At 75.3% G+C, this 17,000-nt stretch carries 16 protein-coding genes; 9 read left to right on the top strand and 7 right to left on the bottom strand.

All coding sequences use genetic code 11. The features are described 5' to 3' along the window. Window positions 1-53: 53 nt before the first annotated feature. The 3 genes from A4R25_RS05825 to A4R25_RS05815 form a co-directional block, all read right to left on the bottom strand. Complete coding sequence (locus A4R25_RS05825; protein WP_064445883.1) at window positions 54-1,844, bottom strand: hypothetical protein; 1,791 nt, start codon at window positions 1,842-1,844, stop codon at window positions 54-56. Between the two features lie 41 nt (window positions 1,845-1,885). Next, window positions 1,886-2,326 carry a DUF4395 domain-containing protein gene (locus A4R25_RS05820; RefSeq protein WP_043323868.1) on the bottom strand — a complete coding sequence of 147 codons (441 nt, stop codon included), beginning with the start codon at window positions 2,324-2,326 and terminating at the stop codon, window positions 1,886-1,888. Window positions 2,327-2,440: 114 nt separating this feature from the next. Then, window positions 2,441-2,887 (bottom strand): thioredoxin family protein, encoded by a 447-nt coding sequence (locus A4R25_RS05815; protein WP_231915435.1) that lies wholly within the window; start codon window positions 2,885-2,887, stop codon window positions 2,441-2,443. A 212-nt stretch (window positions 2,888-3,099) separates the two neighbouring features. On the opposite strand from A4R25_RS05815, the gene A4R25_RS05810 reads away from it, so the two are divergent. From A4R25_RS05810 to A4R25_RS05780, 7 genes are all read left to right on the top strand, one after another. Further along, on the top strand, window positions 3,100-4,233 hold the full coding sequence (locus A4R25_RS05810) for an N-acetylmuramoyl-L-alanine amidase (RefSeq protein WP_064445881.1): 1,134 nt from the start codon (window positions 3,100-3,102) through the stop codon (window positions 4,231-4,233). 259 nt (window positions 4,234-4,492) lie between these two features. Next, the gene (locus tag A4R25_RS05805) at window positions 4,493-7,678 is read left to right on the top strand and encodes a penicillin acylase family protein (RefSeq protein WP_064445880.1); all 3,186 of its coding nucleotides are present in this window, start codon (window positions 4,493-4,495) and stop codon (window positions 7,676-7,678) included. Between the two features lie 99 nt (window positions 7,679-7,777). Beyond that, window positions 7,778-8,965: a DNA polymerase IV gene (gene dinB / locus A4R25_RS05800; protein WP_064445879.1), complete on the top strand. Its 1,188-nt coding sequence runs from the start codon at window positions 7,778-7,780 to the stop codon at window positions 8,963-8,965. Window positions 8,966-9,070: 105 nt separating this feature from the next. Next, on the top strand, window positions 9,071-10,003 hold the full coding sequence (locus A4R25_RS05795) for a hypothetical protein (protein WP_064445878.1): 933 nt from the start codon (window positions 9,071-9,073) through the stop codon (window positions 10,001-10,003). Next, entirely contained in the window at window positions 10,000-10,452 is a 453-nt protein-coding gene (locus A4R25_RS05790) for an ABA4-like family protein (protein WP_064445877.1), read from the top strand. The genes A4R25_RS05795 and A4R25_RS05790 overlap by 4 nt, the downstream gene beginning before the upstream one ends. Window positions 10,453-10,461: 9 nt before the next feature. Then, window positions 10,462-11,679, top strand: coding sequence for a sensor histidine kinase (locus A4R25_RS05785; protein WP_064445876.1), 1,218 nt, complete (start codon window positions 10,462-10,464; stop codon window positions 11,677-11,679). Beyond that, window positions 11,676-12,302 (top strand): response regulator transcription factor, encoded by a 627-nt coding sequence (locus tag A4R25_RS05780; protein WP_043323860.1) that lies wholly within the window; start codon window positions 11,676-11,678, stop codon window positions 12,300-12,302. Before A4R25_RS05785 ends, A4R25_RS05780 begins: the two co-directional genes overlap by 4 nt. Window positions 12,303-12,307: 5 nt before the next feature. Here the strand turns inward: A4R25_RS05780 and A4R25_RS05775 are convergent, their stop codons facing one another. The 3 genes from A4R25_RS05775 to A4R25_RS05765 form a co-directional block, all read right to left on the bottom strand. Next, the gene (locus A4R25_RS05775) at window positions 12,308-13,021 is read right to left on the bottom strand and encodes an RraA family protein (RefSeq protein WP_064445875.1); all 714 of its coding nucleotides are present in this window, start codon (window positions 13,019-13,021) and stop codon (window positions 12,308-12,310) included. 69 nt (window positions 13,022-13,090) lie between these two features. After that, on the bottom strand, window positions 13,091-14,389 hold the full coding sequence (locus A4R25_RS05770) for an aromatic acid exporter family protein (RefSeq protein WP_064445874.1): 1,299 nt from the start codon (window positions 14,387-14,389) through the stop codon (window positions 13,091-13,093). Between the two features lie 60 nt (window positions 14,390-14,449). Next, window positions 14,450-15,202 carry a dienelactone hydrolase family protein gene (locus A4R25_RS05765; protein ID WP_064445873.1) on the bottom strand — a complete coding sequence of 251 codons (753 nt, stop codon included), beginning with the start codon at window positions 15,200-15,202 and terminating at the stop codon, window positions 14,450-14,452. 135 nt (window positions 15,203-15,337) lie between these two features. Between A4R25_RS05765 and A4R25_RS05760 the strand changes: the two genes are divergently transcribed. Both A4R25_RS05760 and A4R25_RS05755 read left to right on the top strand, forming a co-directional pair. Further along, window positions 15,338-15,736, top strand: a complete 399-nt coding sequence (locus tag A4R25_RS05760; RefSeq protein ID WP_064445872.1) for a DUF2267 domain-containing protein — start codon at window positions 15,338-15,340, stop codon at window positions 15,734-15,736. Then, window positions 15,733-15,993 carry a hypothetical protein gene (locus tag A4R25_RS05755; RefSeq protein ID WP_064445871.1) on the top strand — a complete coding sequence of 87 codons (261 nt, stop codon included), beginning with the start codon at window positions 15,733-15,735 and terminating at the stop codon, window positions 15,991-15,993. Before A4R25_RS05760 ends, A4R25_RS05755 begins: the two co-directional genes overlap by 4 nt. 5 nt (window positions 15,994-15,998) lie before the next feature. Here A4R25_RS05755 and A4R25_RS05750 read toward each other — a convergent pair whose 3' ends face one another. Then, window positions 15,999-16,928: a diacylglycerol kinase family protein gene (locus A4R25_RS05750; protein ID WP_064445870.1), complete on the bottom strand. Its 930-nt coding sequence runs from the start codon at window positions 16,926-16,928 to the stop codon at window positions 15,999-16,001. Between the last annotated feature and the right edge of the window lie 72 nt (window positions 16,929-17,000).

The following is a 17,000-nucleotide window of genomic DNA, read 5'->3' as shown; positions in this document are numbered from 1 at the left end:
GGACCGACATCGCCGTCAACTTCATGATCGACGGAACAGGCGGAGGGTGGCGGTCAGAAGCGGCGGGGTGGGGGGATGCCTGCGGGTGGAGGGGTGCGGAGCAGCCAGATCGGGTTGCTGGCGCCGACGATCTCGCCCTCGCGGTCGCGTACCTGGGTGCGCACGTACGTGCCGGCGCCGACGCGCACCGGCTGGTCGTGCCAGCCCGCCCGCAACTGCCGCCACGGGACCCGCCCGACCCGGACCGCCGGAGTCGGGTCCGCGACACCGGCCCGGTCGACCTCGCCGGTGACCACCTCCAGTGTGGCCCCGGCGGGCAGGTCGGTGGCGCGCAGCCGCACCGTGATGGTGTCCTCGGCGAGCACGGCGAGCGCGCCCATGCCGCTGCGGCCACCGAGTTCCAGGTCCAGCGCGCCCCGGTAGCCGGCCAGGTCGGCGAACCACGCCTGCCCGGCGCGCAGCGCCGCTACCAGGTCGTCACGGCCGGTCGAGGCCGCCCAGACGGAGGTGACGTTCCGGTCCCGGCCGGCCCGCCAGTCGGTGCCGTCGTGGTCGTCGGTGACGCCCACGGCGGTCAGCGGGATCGCGTTGCGGGCCGCCACGTCGTACGCCCAGAGGTAGTCCTCGACCGGCCGGCGCCCGATCTCGATCAGGTCGACGCCGAGCGCGTTGCGGCTGACCAGCAGCCGGGCCAGTGACTCGCGGCGTTCGGTGTCCAGCGGATGGTTCCAGCAGACCACCCCGCCGTGCGAGTGCAGGAACTCCACCATCTTCTCGGTGGCCTCGACGTCGTTGTCCCGGTACGGCGGGGACGGGAAGCTCGGCAGCGTGCCGTCGCCGCCGAACCAGTTGAGGTGCCGCACCATCGACACCTCGTACGCGCGGTGGTGGGTCACGCCCGGGTACGCCCCGTCGTAGCCGCGCAGCACCTCGGCGCGCATCTCCTCGCCGGCCTGCCCGGCGCGGCGGGCGCGGTCGAAGACGAGCCGGTCCACCAGGTACGCGCCGCGCGCGCCTCCTGCCACCGTGACGCCGAGGCGCAGCCCGCGCAGCGAGTTGTCGCCCGCCACCAGGTCGGGCCAGAGCCGCCGTACGTCGGCGAGCAGCTCGAACGTGTGCCGCTGCCAGGCGCCGGCCGGGGCGGGCCGCTCCACGGTGCCGAAACGGCCGTCGACGGAGTGCCGGACCGTGTCGACGCCGCCGAGGCGGTAGCGCAGCACGAGCTGCCCGGCGGGGCGGCCGGTTCCGGCGGGGTGGTGCGACAGCGCGATCTCGACGGTGAGCGTGGCGTCCCGGCCGGCGGCTTCGGGGCGTACGTCGAGGTGCAGCGTGGTGTCGGAGATGTTGGAGGTGTGCGTCCAGTTCCACGCCTTGCCCGCGTACCAGTGGGCGCCGGTCCCGGCGGCGACCAGGCGCAGCGCGCGGCCGGGACCGTCGGGGGCGTCGGGGACGTCCACGAAGTCGGCGGCCGACGCGGTGAGCCGCCCCTCGGTGGCCGGCTGCCACGTCCAGGCCAGCCCGCCCTCGCGTTCCTCCGGGCCGTCGAAGTGGACGACCCGGCGGTGGTCGTGGGCGGCGACCCGGAAGTCGTGGTCGGTCCACCAGAGCACGTCGACGGCATTGCGGCGGGCCTGGTCGAGGTGGGCGGCGTAGCTGGCCACGCCCTCGCTGAACGAGGCGTGCAGGTGCATCGCCATGCTGATCGGCCGCCGTCCGCGCGGCGCGGGCGGCGGTGGCCGGTCGTTCGTGGCGGCCAGGCCGACCGGCACGCCGATCCCGGCCACCGCGAGTCCGCCCGCCGCGACGAGCACGCTGCGCCGGTCCAGCCGTGCGCGACCTGCCATGCCCCTCCCCCATCCGCCGGGGCCAGCGTACGGGCGGGCGGTCAGCGCGGGGGCGCCGCCACCCGGCCGGCCAGCGGCCGCCCGGTCAGACGGCGGATCGTCAGGTACGCCTCGCAGCCGAGGCAGAGCCCGAACGCGGCGTTGAGGAACGCCGCGGCCAGCGCCGCGCCGGTGGCGGCCAGGCCGAGGGCGGGCATCCCGGCGAGCCAGCCGGCCGCGCCGACGACGCTGAAGACCAGGCCGACGAGCTGGGCGAAGCGCACCGGGGCGACCGGCTCCAGCTCCGCCGGCGGGTCCAGCCGGGGCGCCACCAGGGCGCGGAACAGCAGGCCGTACGGGCCGAGGCGCGGGTTGAGGGCGGTGAGCGCGAACACGACGGCCTGGGCGAGCAGGAGCAGCCCGGAGCCGGTGACGAGGACGACGGCGAGGACGACTGTGGTGAGGACGGCGGCGAAGCGCGGTCCCCGGGGATCGAGCAGCATGGGGTGGGTCCGTTCGTGCGGGGGCGGCCGGTCAGGCGGGACGGACCGGCGCACAGAGGCTCGCGGCGAGCCGCCCGTGGTCCACCACCCGGCGACGGGTCAGCCGTACGCCGGTCATCGGGCCGCCCCGGCGGTGAGCGCGGCGATCAGCTCGTCGCGGTCGGGCACGCCCGCGGCCCGGCGCACGACGCGGCCGGCGCCGTCCACCACCAGCACGGTCGGGGTACGCCACACGTCCAGTTCCCGGGCCGCGTCGAGGTGCTCGTCCACGCCGACCTCCAGCACCGTGACCCCGTCGAGGCGGGCGGCGACGTCGGCGAGGACCCGGCGGGCGGCCCGGCAGGGCGCGCAGACCGGGGCGGAGAACTGCACCAGCGTGCGCTCGCCGGGGCGTACCCCGAGGGCGGTGAGGGTGGCCCGGTGCGGCGCGGCGGCGTCCGATGGGCACTTCCGGACGGCGCGCAGCCGCCCGTCGTGGCGGCGGCGCCACCAGCCGAACGCGGTGGCGGCCGCGAGCACCGCGACGAGCACGAGAATCCCGGCCGGGCTGGGCGACTGCACGGGTCCAGGCTGCCACGGCCGATCACGACGCGACATGGTCCGTCCCGGTCAGCGGACGTGAGATCGCCTACTCCGGCGGTAGGAGCGGCCCGGCGAACGTCGCTTTTGTCCTCTGGCGCGCCGCGCCGCCTTGGCAATATTCTCCACCTCGCGCGCAGCCGTTGGAGTTCCTTTACATCACCCGGCCCCGGCCGGGCCATCGAGGAGGCGGAATGCACTTCGACCACCCCGAGCTGGACCGCCGTACGCTGCTGCGGGCCGGCCTCGGCGCCGCCGCGGTCGCGGTCGTCGGGAACGAGCTCGTCCGGCCGGCCGCCGCGCACGCCGCGCCGGGCGCGGACCTCGACTGGATCATCGGTTGCGACGAGTGGGCCGCCCGCCCGCCGGCCGATCCGCTGTCGGTGAGCGCGACCCCCACCAACAAGATCATCGTGCACCACATGGCGTTCCCGAACGTCACGGACTACTCCGAGGAGCACGCCAAGCAGCTCGCCCGCGACTGCCAGGACCTGCACATGGACGGCAACGGCTGGTCCGACACCGGGCAGCACTTCACCGTCAGCCGCGGCGGCCACGTCCTGGAGGGACGGCACGGCAGCCTGGAGCGGCTGCGCGCCGGCGACCGGCAGATGATCGCCGCGCACTGCCCCGGCGAGAACGGGCGGGCCATCGGCATCGAGAACGAGGGCACCTACGTCACCGAGACGCCGCCGGAGGAGCTGCTCGCCTCCCTCGCCCGGCTGTGCGCCGCGATCTGCCGGCAGTACGGGCTGCACGCCCACGACATCTTCGGCCACTGGGACTTCCGGGCCACGCTCTGCCCGGGCGCGATGTTCTACCGGGAGTTCCCGGCGCTGCGCCGCGCGGTGTTCAAGCAGCTCGGCACCAAGCTCGGCGACGTGCCGGCCCGCCGCTGGCCGGACATCTGGCGCTTCGTCGGCGGCCCGGTGGTCCAGGTCGCCCAGCGCCTGCTGACGTTCCGCGGCTACACCGTGCCGGTCACCGGCGCGTTCGACGCGGCCACTGTCGCCGCCGTGCAGGACTGGCAGGCGCGCAACGGCATCCCGGTCGACGTCGACGCCACGCTGACCGCGCCGACCTGGGAGACCCTCGCCCCGGAGCTGGACCAGAAGTCCACCGGCGTCCCGGTGGCCGCGGCGCAGTTCATGCTCGCCGCCAAGGGCTACGCCGAGGTGATCGAGACCGGCGAGTACGACCACGCCACCCGCACGGCGGTGAAGGACCTCCAGCGCCTGCACGGACTACCGCCCAACGGCAAGATCAGCACCACCACCTGGTGCGCGCTGGTGGGGGGTGTGGTGCGCCAGTCGTTCCACAAGCACTGACGGCGCACCGGCGGGGAGAGCGGTGGGGGTGGCAACGGCGCCACCCCCACCGCGTCGTTACGGCCGGGATCACGGCGAAACGTCGGCATTGACGACTGGTGAACGACGGCTATCCCGGACGGCGGTGGTGCCCCGATCATTGCCCGCAGATAGATATGAGTCATTCTCACCTCCGGGCAGGACGCCCGGGCGCGGAGGCCGAGACGCCGTCAGCCGGGCGTACCGAACGGCCCTACTCCGCGTCCCCCGGAGGATCGCCATGCCATTACCCGCCATCCGTGCCCGCCTCGCGGCGCTCACCACCGCCGCCCTCACCGCGAGCGTCCTGACGGTCATCGCGCCGTCACCGGCGCTCGCCGCCACCACGTTCACCCCCGACGACTACTGCCTCGGCCAGTGCGCCGACATCCTGCCGCCCGGGCAGAACGGCAACGCCACGCTCGTGGCGATCCTCGCCCACCAGACGCTCGGCACCCGGCCCGCGCACTCCAGCGACCAGCTCGACGAGTACGCCAACCTGGTCTACAACTACGCCGGGCTGACCGACGAGCAGATCGCCCACTTCTACAACGACGCCTCGTTCGGCGTCCCCGACGCGCAGGTCGAGAGCAGGATCTCGCCACGCTCGGACGTCACCATCGTGCGGGACAAGGCCACCGGCGTCCCGCACGTCACCGGCACCACCCGCGGCGGCACCATGTTCGGCGCCGGGTACGCCGGGGCCCAGGACCGGCTCTGGGTGATGGACCTGCTGCGGCACGTCGGCCGCGGCAACGTCAGCTCGTTCGCCGGTGGCGCCCCCGGCAACCGCGAGCTGGAGCAGAGCGTCTGGGCCAACTCGCCCTACACCGAGGCGGACCTCCAGGCCCAGGTGGACGCGCTGCGCCTCAAGGGCACCCGGGGCCAGCAGCTCTACACCGACGTGGCCGACTACATCGCCGGCATCAACGCCTACATCGACAAGTCGATCGCCGACGACAACTACCCCGGCGAGTACGTGCTCACCGGCGCCGGGAAGCCCAAGCACTTCACCATGACCGACCTGATCGCCACCGCCGGCGTCATCGGCGGGCTGTTCGGCGGAGGCGGCGGCAGCGAGGTCCGGTCCGCGCTGGTCCGGGTGGCCGCCCGCGCCAAGTACGGCCCGACCGAGGGCGACCGGGTCTGGGCGGCGTTCCGCTCGCAGAACGACCCGGAGACCGTGCTGACGCTGCACGACGGGCAGAGCTTCCCGTACGGCGCGACACCGCCCGGCGCCACCAGCGCGGTGCTGCCGGACGCGGGCACCGTGGTCGCCGAGCCGCTCGCGTACGACGCCACCGGCGGGGCCGCCGCCCGCACCGGCAACAGCGCCGCCACCAAGGACCTGCTCGGCGGCCTGTCCACCCTGCGCACGCACGGCATGTCCAACGCGGTGGTGGTCTCCGGCCGGCACACCACCACCGGCAACCCGGTGGCCGTGTTCGGCCCGCAGACCGGCTACTTCGCCCCGCAGCTGCTCATGCTCCAGGAACTGCAGGGGCCGGGGATCAGCGCGCGCGGCGCGGCGTTCGCCGGGCTGAACCTCTACGTGCTGCTCGGCCGCGGCCAGGACTACGCGTGGAGCGCCACCTCCGCCTCCCAGGACCTGACCGACACGTACGCGGTGCCGCTGTGCACCACCGACGGCACCGCGCCGACGCTGCGTTCCAACCGCTACCTCTACCGCGGTCAGTGCGTGGCCATGGAGGTGCTGGAGAAGCGCAACTCGTGGTCGCCGACGCTCGCCGACTCCACCCCGGCCGGCGCGTACACGCTGCGCGCGCTGCGCACCAAGTACGGGCTGGTCGCCTACCGGGGCATGGTGAACGGGCAGCCGACCGCGTTCACGAAGCTGCGCTCCACCTACCGCCACGAGGCCGACTCGGCGATCGGCTTCCAGGCGTTCAACGACCCGGCGGCGATGGGCAGCGCGGCGGCGTTCCAGGCGTCCGCCGCGAACGTCGGGTACGCGTTCAACTGGTTCTACGTCAACTCGACCGAGGCGGCGTACTACAACTCCGGTGCGAACCCGGTCCGCCCGGCCACGCTCGACCCGAACCTGCCGGCCAAGGCCGAGCCGGCGTACGAGTGGGTCGGCTGGAACCCGGACACCAACGACGCCACCTACGCACCGGCGTCGGCCCACCCGCAGTCGGTCAACCAGGACTACTACGTCAGCTGGAACAACAAGCAGGCGCGGGACTTCGGCGCGGCCGACGGCAACTTCAGCTACGGCGCGGTGCACCGCGGTCAACTGCTCGACGGCCCGGTGAAGGCCGCCATCGCCCAGCGCAAGCTCAGCCGCGCCGACGTCGTCCGGATCACCGCCGAGGCGGGAGTCACCGACCTGCGTGGCCAGCAGGTCCTCGGCGAACTGCTGCGGGTGCTGGACAGCACGCCGGTCACCGACCCGGCGCTCGCCGCCGCGGTGACCAAGCTGCGGGCCTGGCAGCAGGCCGGGTCCCGCCGGGTGGAGACGTCACCGGGCTCGAAGGTCTACCAGCACGCCGACGCCATCCGGATCTTCGACGCCTGGTGGCCGCTGCTGGCGGCGGCGCAGTTCCGGCCCGGCCTCGGCCCCGACCTGTACGGCGCGCTGGTCGACGCGCTGCAGGTCAACGAGTCGCCCTCGGGTGGGCAGAACGCGGCGCGCGACGGCAGCGTGAGCTGGGCGTCGCAGGGCCAGGCACACAAGGGCTCGGCGTTCCAGTACGGCTGGTGGGGCTACGTCGACAAGGACCTGCGCGCGGTGCTCGGCGACCCGGTGGCCGGCGGGCTCGGGCGCACGTACTGCGGCAACGGCAACCTGGGCGCGTGCCGGCAGGCGCTGCTGGACACGCTCGGCCAGGCCACCGCCGCCCCGGCGGCCACCGTCTACCCGGGTGACTCGTCCTGCGGTGCCGGGGACCAGTGGTGCGCCGACGCGATCGCCCAGTCCGGGCTCGGCGGCATCACCCACCCGTTGATCGGCTGGCAGAACCGGCCCACGTACCAGCAGGTCGTGTCGTTCCCGGCGCGCCGGGGCGACACGGTGACCAACCTGGCGCAGGGCCGTACCGCCACCGCGTCCAGCACGCAGTTCCTGACCAACAACACCCCGGCCAAGGCGGTCGACGGCAGCCTCGGCACCCGGTGGGCCAGCAGCTACAACGACAACCAGTGGCTGCGGGTGGACCTCGGCTCGGCCCGGACGATCAGCCGGGCGGTGCTGCGGTGGGAGGCCGCGTACGCCACCGGCTACCGGATCGAGGTCTCCGCTGACGGCAACTCCTGGCAGCCGGTGTTCAGCACCACCACCGGCAACGGCGGCGTCGACAACGTGACGTTCGCCCCGGTCAGCGCCCGCTACGTGCGGATGTACGGCGTCACCCGGGCCACCTCGTACGGCTTCTCGCTCTACGAGTTCGAGGTCTACGGACGGTGAGGCGCACGCGACCGGCCGGCGGGAGCCATCCGCCGGCCGGTCGCGTGCGTCCGGGCAGGTCAGCCGCGCCTGTTCGAACATGTGTGCGAGGATGGCGGGGTGTCGAGCGAGGCCACCATCCTGCACGCCGACCTGGACGCGTTCTACGCCTCGGTCGAGCAGCGCGACGACCCCCGGCTGCGCGGCCGGCCGGTGATCGTCGGCGGCGGCGTGGTGCTCGCGTGCAGCTACGAGGCCAAGGCCCGGGGCGTGCGCAGCGCCATGGGCGGCCGGCAGGCGCGGCGGCTCTGCCCGGACGCGATCGTGGTGCCGCCCCGGATGGCCGCGTACACGGCCGCCAGCCGGGCGGTGTTCGAGATCTTCCGGGACACCACCCCGCTGGTCGAAGGGCTCAGCATCGACGAGGCGTTCCTCGACGTGGGCGGGCTGCGGCGGCTCGCCGGAACGCCGGCCGCCGTCGCGGCCACGCTGCGGGAGCGGGTACGCCGCGAGGTCGGCCTGCCGATCACCGTCGGCGTGGCCCGGACGAAGTTCCTGGCGAAGGTCGCCAGCGGCGTGGCCAAGCCGGACGGGCTGCTGGTGGTCGAGCCGGAGCGGGAACTGGCGTTCCTGCACCCGCTGCCGGTGGAGCGGCTGTGGGGCGCCGGCCCGGTCACCGCCGCCCGGCTGCGCGAACGCGGCATCCGTACCGTCGGGCAGGTGGCACGGCTGGACGAGCCGGCGCTGGTGTCGCTGCTCGGCGCGGGCGCCGGCCGGCACCTGCACGCCCTGGCGCACAACCGCGACCCCCGGGCGGTGCAGGTGGGCCGCCGCCGCTCCTCGATGGGCGCGCAGCACGCGCTGGGGCGCGGCCCGCACTCCCCCGCCGAGCTGGACGCGGTGCTGGCCGGTCTGGTCGACCGGGTGACCAGGCGGATGCGCGCGGCCCGGCGCACCGGCCGCACGGTGACGCTGCGGCTGCGTTTCGCCGACTACACGCGGGTCACCCGGTCGCACACGCTCGACGAGCCGACCGCGCAGACCGCGCCGCTGCGCGACGCCGCCCGTGACCTGCTGGGCGCCGCGCTGCCGCAGATCGCGCTGCGCGGCGTCACGCTGCTCGGCGTCTCGGTGGGAAACCTCGGCGGCGGGCACACCCAGCTGGCCCTGCCGTTCACCGCCGACCCGGGTCCGGCGCTGGACGCCGCCGTCGACGCGGTACGCGACCGCTTCGGATCACGGGCGCTGACCCGTGGGGTGCTGCTCGGCCGCGACCCGGGCGTCGAGATGCCCCGGCTGCCGGACTGACCGCTCCGCCTCCTCCCCCGGTAGGAGGCGCGCTCCGACCCGGGGTCACGGACGCGGCCTGCGGACGGGCGCGCGGGTCCCGGTCCGCCACCAGCATCTACAGGCATGACTACCGTGCGGAACCGGGCGGCCGGATGGCACCGCCCCCTGATGCTCCTCGTGTCCGCGATGGCGGTGCTCACCGTCGTCGCCGCGGTCGGCGTCGTCGCCGACCCGCGCGTGCTGACCGGCGCGCCCATCTGGGCCAAGCCGCTGAAGTTCGCGATCTCGTTCGTGCTCTACGGCGTCACGCTGGCCTGGATGCTGTCCCTGCTGCCGCGCCGCAGCCGGGCCGCCGAGCGGGCGGCCACACTCATCGTGGCCATGGCGGTCCTGGAGATGACGATCATCGTGGGCCAGGTGCTGCGCGGCACCGCGAGCCACTTCAACGGCGCCACGACACTGGACGCGATGCTGTACAGCGTCATGGGCGCGGCGATCACCGTGCTGTTCGCCGCCCAGCTCGTGCTGGCGGTCGTGCTGTCCCGCCGGTCGCTCGCGGACCGCGCCGGCGGATACGCGGTACGGCTCGGCCTCGCCGTGTCCCTGCTCGGCATGGTCGTCGCGTTCCCGATGGTCATGCGGCAGCCCGCCGGAGCGCCGGCCGGGATCAGCGGCGCGCACAGCGTCGGGGTGCCCGACGGCGGTCCCGGGCTGCCGCTGCTCGGCTGGAGCACCACCGGCGGCGACCTGCGCGTCGGGCACTTCGTCGGGATGCACGCGCTGCAGGCGCTGCCGCTGCTGGCGATCCTGCTCGACCGGTTCCTCGGCCGGCGGCTGGACGGGCTGACCCGGGCCCGGCTGGTGCTCGTCGGCGGGGCCGCGTACGCGGGACTCACGCTGCTGGTGACCGCCCAGGCCCTGCGCGGGCAGCCGCTGCTCGCCCCGGACGCGCTCACGCTCGCCGCGGCGGGAGTGCTGGTGGCGGCCACGGCAACCGCCTCCGCGCTGGTGCTGGCGCGCCGGGCCCGCCGCGCCGGGGTGGTGCTCGTCGGATGACCGGGATCCTGTTCGACCTGACGTTCCTGCTCGCCGCCCCGTTCTGGGCGCTGATGATCCTCGCGCCGCGCTGGTCCTGGACCGCCCGGATCGTCGGCTCACCGCTGATCGTCGCGCCGGTGCTGCTGGTCTACGCCGTCCTCGTGCTCCCGTCGCTCGGAACGGTGCTGCCGGTGGTGACAGCGCCCACCCTCGACGGGCTGCGGGACCTGCTCGGCACCGCAGACGGCGCGGCGGCGGCCTGGGCCCACATGATCGCCTTCGACCTGTTCGTCGGCCGGTGGATCTGGCAGGACGCGCGGGAGCGCGGGCTGCCGGCCCTGCTCACCGCTCCGGTGCTGCTGCTCACCGTCCTGCTCGGCCCGCTCGGGCTGGCCGTCCATCTCGGACTGCGCGCCGTCCGGCGGCGGCGAGCCAACGCGGTGGCCCCGGCCGCGCCGGTTGCCTAGGCTGACGCGGTGGGCTGGGTCGGTCGGCTGTTCGACGCACGCGACACGCTCGCGCGGATCCTGCTGCTGGATCTCAGCGGCATCGGCTACCTGGTCGTCGGCGTGCACGGCCGCCCCGGGCCCACCGGAACGCAGTGGGCGCTGGCGGTCCCGGCGTTTCTCCTGGCGCTGTTGTGCCACCGCCGGCCGCTGCTGAACCTGCTCCTCCAGTCGGCGCTGCTCGCGGCGGCGTTCCCGCTGGTCGACGACGTGATGATCAACCAGGTCGGCGCGAGCTGGGCGCTGCTGGAGCTGACCATGCGGGCCACCCGGCCGCGCACGATCTGGCTCGGCGCCGGGCTGCTCGCCGCCGTCGACCTGACCAATTTGATCGGCGAACCGGTCCGCACAGCGCTGACCGGGCTGTTCGGGCTCGCCGTCACCGTCTGCCTGCCCCTGCTGCTCGGGCTGGTCGTGCGGACCACGAGGGAGCTGAGCCGGCAGGCCGAGGAGCGGGCCGAGGCGGACCGGCGCCGGCGCGAGTCGGAGAGCCGGGCGGCCCGCGCCGACGAGCGCGGCGCCATCGCCCGGGAACTGCACGACGTGCTCGCGCACCACGTCGCGTCGATGGTGCTGCGGGTCGGGGTGGCCCGGCACGTGCTGCCCGACCTGGACCCCCGGGTCGGCGCTGTGTTCGACGACGTGCACGCCACCGGCACGGCGGCGCTGACCGACCTGCGGCGGCTGGTGGCGGTGCTGCGTGACCCGGACGGCGTACGCGGCGACGCCGCCCTGACCGCGATCGAGCCGTCGGCGCTTCCGGCGGCGCTCGGCGCGGCGGTGGACCGGGCCCGGCAGGCGGGCGTCGTGGTGGAGGCCGACGTCGACCCGGCTGTCGGCGCGCTCGACGCGGTACGCGGCCAGGCGGTGCTGCGACTGACCCAGGAGGCGTTGACGAACGTGGCGAAACACGCGGGCGCGGCGGCGCGGGCCCAGCTGACCGTGTCGGTCGAGGACGGCGCGGTGCACTGGGCGGTGTCCGACGACGGGCGGGGCGCGGCGCCGGCCGGGGTGCCCTCCGGCGGCGGCCACGGCATCGTCGGCATGCGGGAACGGGTGGAGGTGCTCGGCGGTCGGCTGGAGGCCGGGCCCACCGGGTCCGGCTGGCGGGTACGGACCGTGCTGCCGGCGGCCGGGCCCGCCCCCGACACGCCCCGCCCCCGCGCGGGCGCGCCGGAGCCGGCGTGATCCGGGTGCTGCTGGTCGACGACCAGCACCTCATCCGGGCCGGTCTGCGGATGCTCTGCGACGCCCAGCCCGACCTCGACGTGGTCGGCGAGGCCGACAACGGCCGGGACGCGATCGCCCTCGCCGCCCGGCTACGGCCCGACGTGGTGGTGATGGACCTGCGGATGCCCGGCGTCGACGGCATCACCGCGACCAGCCGGATCCTCGCCGACCGGCCCGCCACCCGGATCATGGTGCTCACCACGTTCGGCGACGACGACCACCTCTACCCGGCGCTGACCGCCGGCGCCTGCGGCTTCCTGCTCAAGGACGCGCCCCCGGCCGACCTGCTGGACGGCATCCGCCGCGCCGCCGCCGGGGACAGCCCGTTCAGCCCGGAGATCCTGCGCCGGCTGGTCGAACGCGCGGTGCACGCCCGCGCCGGCGCGCCCCGGCGCGCGGCCGAGCTGACCGCCCGCGAGCGGGACGTGCTGGACCTGGTGGCCGACGGACTGTCGAACACCGAGATCGCCGACCGGCTGCACATCGGCGTGACCACGGTGAAGACGCACATCACCAGCCTGATGACGAAGACCGGCAGCCCCAACCGGGTACGCCTGGCGCTGTGGGCGCGCGGCGGCTGAGCGGCTCACTCCTCGATCGCGCCGCCCACGGCGCGCAGGTGCGCCCGGAACGTCAGCGCCGGGTCGGCCGCGCGGGCCGTCAGGTAGGCGGCGAAGCCGACCTGCGACCGCAGCGACTCGCCGGCCCGGATCCGGTCGGCCTGCCGCCGCTCGGTGTCCCGGATGGACTCGGCCAGGTCGAACAGGTCCCCGGCCCGGTCGGCGGGCACGAACAGCACGCCGTCGTCGTCGGCCAGGGCCAGGTCCCGCGGGCCGACGGTGAACGACCCGACCCGGGCGTGCTCCAGTGCCCCGTCCGGGCGCGGGTCCAGCTCCAGCGGCCCGCTCGGGGTGGCGCCGAGGCTGAACACCGGCAGCCCGACCGCCACCAGGTCGGCGGTGTCGCGGTGCGCGCCCCACACCACCAGGCCGGCCAGCCCGGCGGCCCGCGCCTCCAGCACCACCAGGTCGCCGACGCAGGCCCGGTCGGTGCGTCCGCCGTCGTCGACGACGAGCACGTCCCCCTCGGCGGCCCGCTCGATCGCCTCGAGGAAGACGTCCACGCTGCCGACGTGCCGGGCCGGGCGGACCGGCCCGGCGAGCCGCCGCCCGGGCAGCACCGGGCGTACGGCGGCCGGAGCGCACCGGACCTCGACGCCGGCGCGCAGGCAGGCGTCGGCGACGTGAGCGGTGGTCAGCGCGGCGAACCGCGCGACCAGGGCGGCGTGACGGGTGTCCATGGGCCGACGCTAACGAGCCGGACCGGCCGGGGCAGGTGCCAGTTGCCGCCCGGTGGCCTTCGGCGGCGCTCAGCCGACGCGGGTCGGCGGGCGGAACATGTCCGGGCGCCGACCGGGCACGCCCCGCCCGGCCACCCGGCGCCGGACCGGCCGGCTCATCCGGGCCCGGATCGGCGGACGCGCTTCGGCCTCGCCCGCGCCGGCGGCCCGGCGCACGCTGCCGTTGGCGTCCTCGGCCCGGCAGCCGGTGGCCCGCAGCAGCTCGCTCTGCGCGGTCCGCAGGTCGCTGATCATCGCTTCGCCGTAGGTGCGCACCCCCTGCGACCACGCGCGTCCGGCCAGCTCCGCGCCCTCCCGCACCAACTCCCGGGTGCGTTCCAGGTCCTCGTCGTCGCCGCCGCGGCAGGCCCGGTTCAGCTCCCGCGTGGCCGCGCCGAGGCGGACCACCGCGTCCGGCAGCGCGGGCGGGATCGGCTCGTCGTACTGCAACGCGGTGGCGGAGCGCCGGGCGATCGACCGGGCGTAGAGCACCAGCCGTTCCAGGTGCTGCGTCGCCTCGGCGTACCTGTGGAACTGGGCCCGGCGGCGCCAGCGGACGGGCGCGATGGTCACCACCTCCTCGGCCCCGCTGAGCGCGTCGTTGAGCCGCCCGATGTCCGGCTCGAGTCCGCGCAGGTCCTCCAACGCGCGCTGAGCCTCGTCGGCGTCGCGCCGGGTCAGCGCGTGCGCGACGGCGTCGAGTTGCGCGGTGAGCCCGGCGGTCACCGGCTCCACCGCCTTGCCCAGCACCCGGATCGGGTTGACCGGCAGCAGCAGCGCCACCACGAACAGGCCGACCAGCCCGCCCACCAGCGCGTCGAAGAGCCGGGGCAGTTCCAGGCCGGGCTGCACCGGCGCGAGCGTGGCGATCAGCACCGCCGTACCACCGGCCTGGCCGACCAGCGCGCCGCCGCGCCCGGCCACCAGCAGCGCGGTGGCGATGGCGAGCGTGACCACCAGGCCGGTCTGCCAGGAGCCGCTGCCGAGCAGGGCGCGCAGCAGGTCACCGACCACGATGCCGAGGCCCACGCCGATGAGCAGTTCGAACGTGCGCCGGGCCCGCTGGCCGATCGCGGTGGCGATGGTGCCGACCGCGGCGGCCGGGGCGAAGACGTGCCCGCCGGAGCCGAGCAGCCACTGGGCGAGCAGCGCGGCGAGCGCCGCGGCCAGCCCGGCCTGCGCGGAGATCACCACGGTGATCTCCAGTTGGCGCATCCGGTTCCGGCTGGCCATGCCGCCCTCGGCACGGGCCCGGGCGAGGGCGCTGCCGCCCCGCTCGACCACCCGGTCCAGGGGCGAGCGGACGGTGTCGCGAGGGCGGTCGGCCATGTCGCCGGTTACCCGCCCCCGTGCCGGTGAATCGTCCGCCCGGCCCGGCCGGCGCCCGGATCAGCGCCCGAAGGTGCGGTCGAGCAGGTCGAACAACGCGGCCCAGTGCCGCTTCGTGGCCTGCTCGTCGTACATCGGCGTGTCCGACTGGGTGTAGCCGTGGCGGGCGCCGGGATAGACCTCGGAGCGGTAGGTGACACCGGCCGCGTCCAGCGCCTTCTCCAGCACGGCGATCTGCTCGGCGGTCATCGACGGGTCGGCGTCGGCGTGCCCGAAGTAGAGCTCGCCGGTCACCGCGCCGAGGCCCAGGTGCGGGCTGTCCGGCGCGTCGGTGACCACCCGCCCGGCGTGGAACGCGGCCGCCGCGGCGATCCGGTCCGGCAGCGCCTCGATCGCGCGCAGCGCGTTCATGCCGCCCATGCAGTACCCGGTGATCGCCGCCGGACCCGGCGCGACGTCCGGCTGGGCGGCGAGGAAGTCCAGGTAGGCGGCGGTGTCCCGGGCCACCGTCTCCGGCGTCAGCGCGGCCATCATCGGCCCGATGCTCTCGAACAGGGCGCCGCGGCGGCTGTCGTCGGCGAGCGCGCCGAGGTCGATCAGCGGGGCGCGTCCGGCGCGGTGGAACAGGTTGGGCGCCAGCACGACGTATCCGCGCTCGGCGATCGTCGCGGCCATCTCCGCCACCCGGGGCCGCAGCCCGAAGGCGTCCATGAACAGCAGGACGGGCGGGAAGGGGCCACCGGAGTCCGGCCGCGCCAGGTAGGCGTCCGCCGTTCCGTCGGGGGTGGGCACGTCCACGGTCGTCGGCTGCACTGTCGGGGCCTCCTTGCTGCGGGTTCCGGGCTGCACGCTACCCCCGGCCCGGCGGCGCCGGCGCCTCGGGCTCGCGACCCGTTTGCCGACGTCCAGCGTGGGAATCCGGCAATCCCAGCGGAGGAAGGCGGCGAGATGGACCAGGATCAGTTCATCGGCGCGGTGGCCCGGCGGTGCGGCGCGTCCGCGGAGCAGGCCACGGCGATCACCCGGGCGACGTTGACGACGCTGGCCGAGCGGATCGACGGCGGGGAGGCCCGCGACCTTGCCGACCAGCTGCCCGAGGCGCTGCGGGCCTACGCGTTCGGCCCGGCCGAGGCGGCCGAGCCGTTCGGGCTCGACGTGTTCGTGGAGCGGGTCAGCGGACGCGCCGACGTGGACGTGGACGCCGCCCGCGACGGCATCACGGCGGTGTTCGACGTGCTGCGCGACGCCGTCGACCCGGCCGCGTACACCCAGGTCGTCACGCAGCTTCCCGCCGAGTACGGCGACGTGGCCGACCAGAGCGCCCCGTACGTGCGGCGCACCGCGTGAGCGAGGACGCGCTGCGCCGCCCGCCCGAGGCCGACGCGCAGGAACAGCGGCAGGACGAGACGCTCGTCGGGCCACCCGACACGGTAGACAGGGCGGTGCCCGAGGCGAGCGAGGCGGACCTGGCCGAGCAGGGCGTGCTGCGCCCGCCGAGCGACCGGGCGGGCCTGGGCGAGTCGGTGCGCGACGATCTGACCGCCGCCGACGCGGTGGAGCAGAACACGGAGATCCCGCTGCCCGACGAGGAGCACTGGGCCTGACCGGCTCAGTGGTCCGGGCTGTCCGCCCGGGCCATCAGCCGCAGCGCGTTCGGGTCCAGACCGATGCGGACCGGGGTCTGCCCGTACGGCTCGCCGTCGACCTCGATGCGGGCCGGCCGGTCGGTGTCCAGCCACAGTTGGCGTACCGCCAGGAACGGCTCGTCGCCGAGCGTGCGGCGGTGGCCGGCCGCCGCGTTGCGCGCCGTCTCGCGCAGCAGCCCGCGCCGGGTCGGCCCACCCACCGGGTACGCGACCAGCAGCCGGTCGTCGGCGGTGGCGTCGGCGGTGATCGGGCGGCCGGCGTGGAAACCGCCGTTTGCCACGTACACCTGATGGGTGGTGAACGTGTGCTCGCGTCCCTCGGCGCGGACCGTCACGCGCAGCGGCCGGTGCCGGGCCAGCAGACCCAGCCCGGTCATCGGGTACGCGAGCCGCCCGGCGGCCCGCTTCAGCCCCGGCGGCGCGGCCTGCATGATGTCGGCGGACAGCCCGATCCCGACGTGGTTGGTGAACCGGGTGTCGCCGATCAGGCCCAGGTCGACGTCGATCACCTTGCCGTCGGTGAGCACCGCGATCGCGGCGTCCAGGTCGAGCGGCACGCCGACGGTGCGGGCGAAGTTGTTGGTGGTGCCCAGCGGCAGCAGACCCAGCGCGACGTCCCGGTGGGCGAGCAGCCGGGCGGCCGCGCCGACGGTGCCGTCGCCGCCGCCGGTGACCAGCAGGTCCGGGCCCAGGTCGGCGGCCTCGGCGAGCACCCGGTCCAGTTCGCCGGGCCGGTCCACCGGGTACGCGCCGAGCAGCGTGAACCCGGCCGCGCGCAGGCGTGCGTGGACGGTGTCGTAGAGCCGCCGGCCACGGCGGGAGTGGGCGTTGACCACCAGCGCCGCCCGCCGTCGTCCCCGGATCGCCGTGGTCAGCTCCTGCTTGCTCCGCACGGTTGCGACAGTAGCCGCCCCGCCCGGCAGCGGTCCGGTCGCGCTGCCGACGTGGACGGCATCGGTTACCGT

Origin of the sequence: Micromonospora sp. NBRC 110037, from assembly GCF_001652995.1 — a bacterium.
GTDB lineage: Bacteria > Actinomycetota > Actinomycetes > Mycobacteriales > Micromonosporaceae > Micromonospora > Micromonospora chalcea.
Note: the sequence above shows the minus strand (reverse complement) of the source record. Positions and strands in the feature narration are given on the sequence as shown.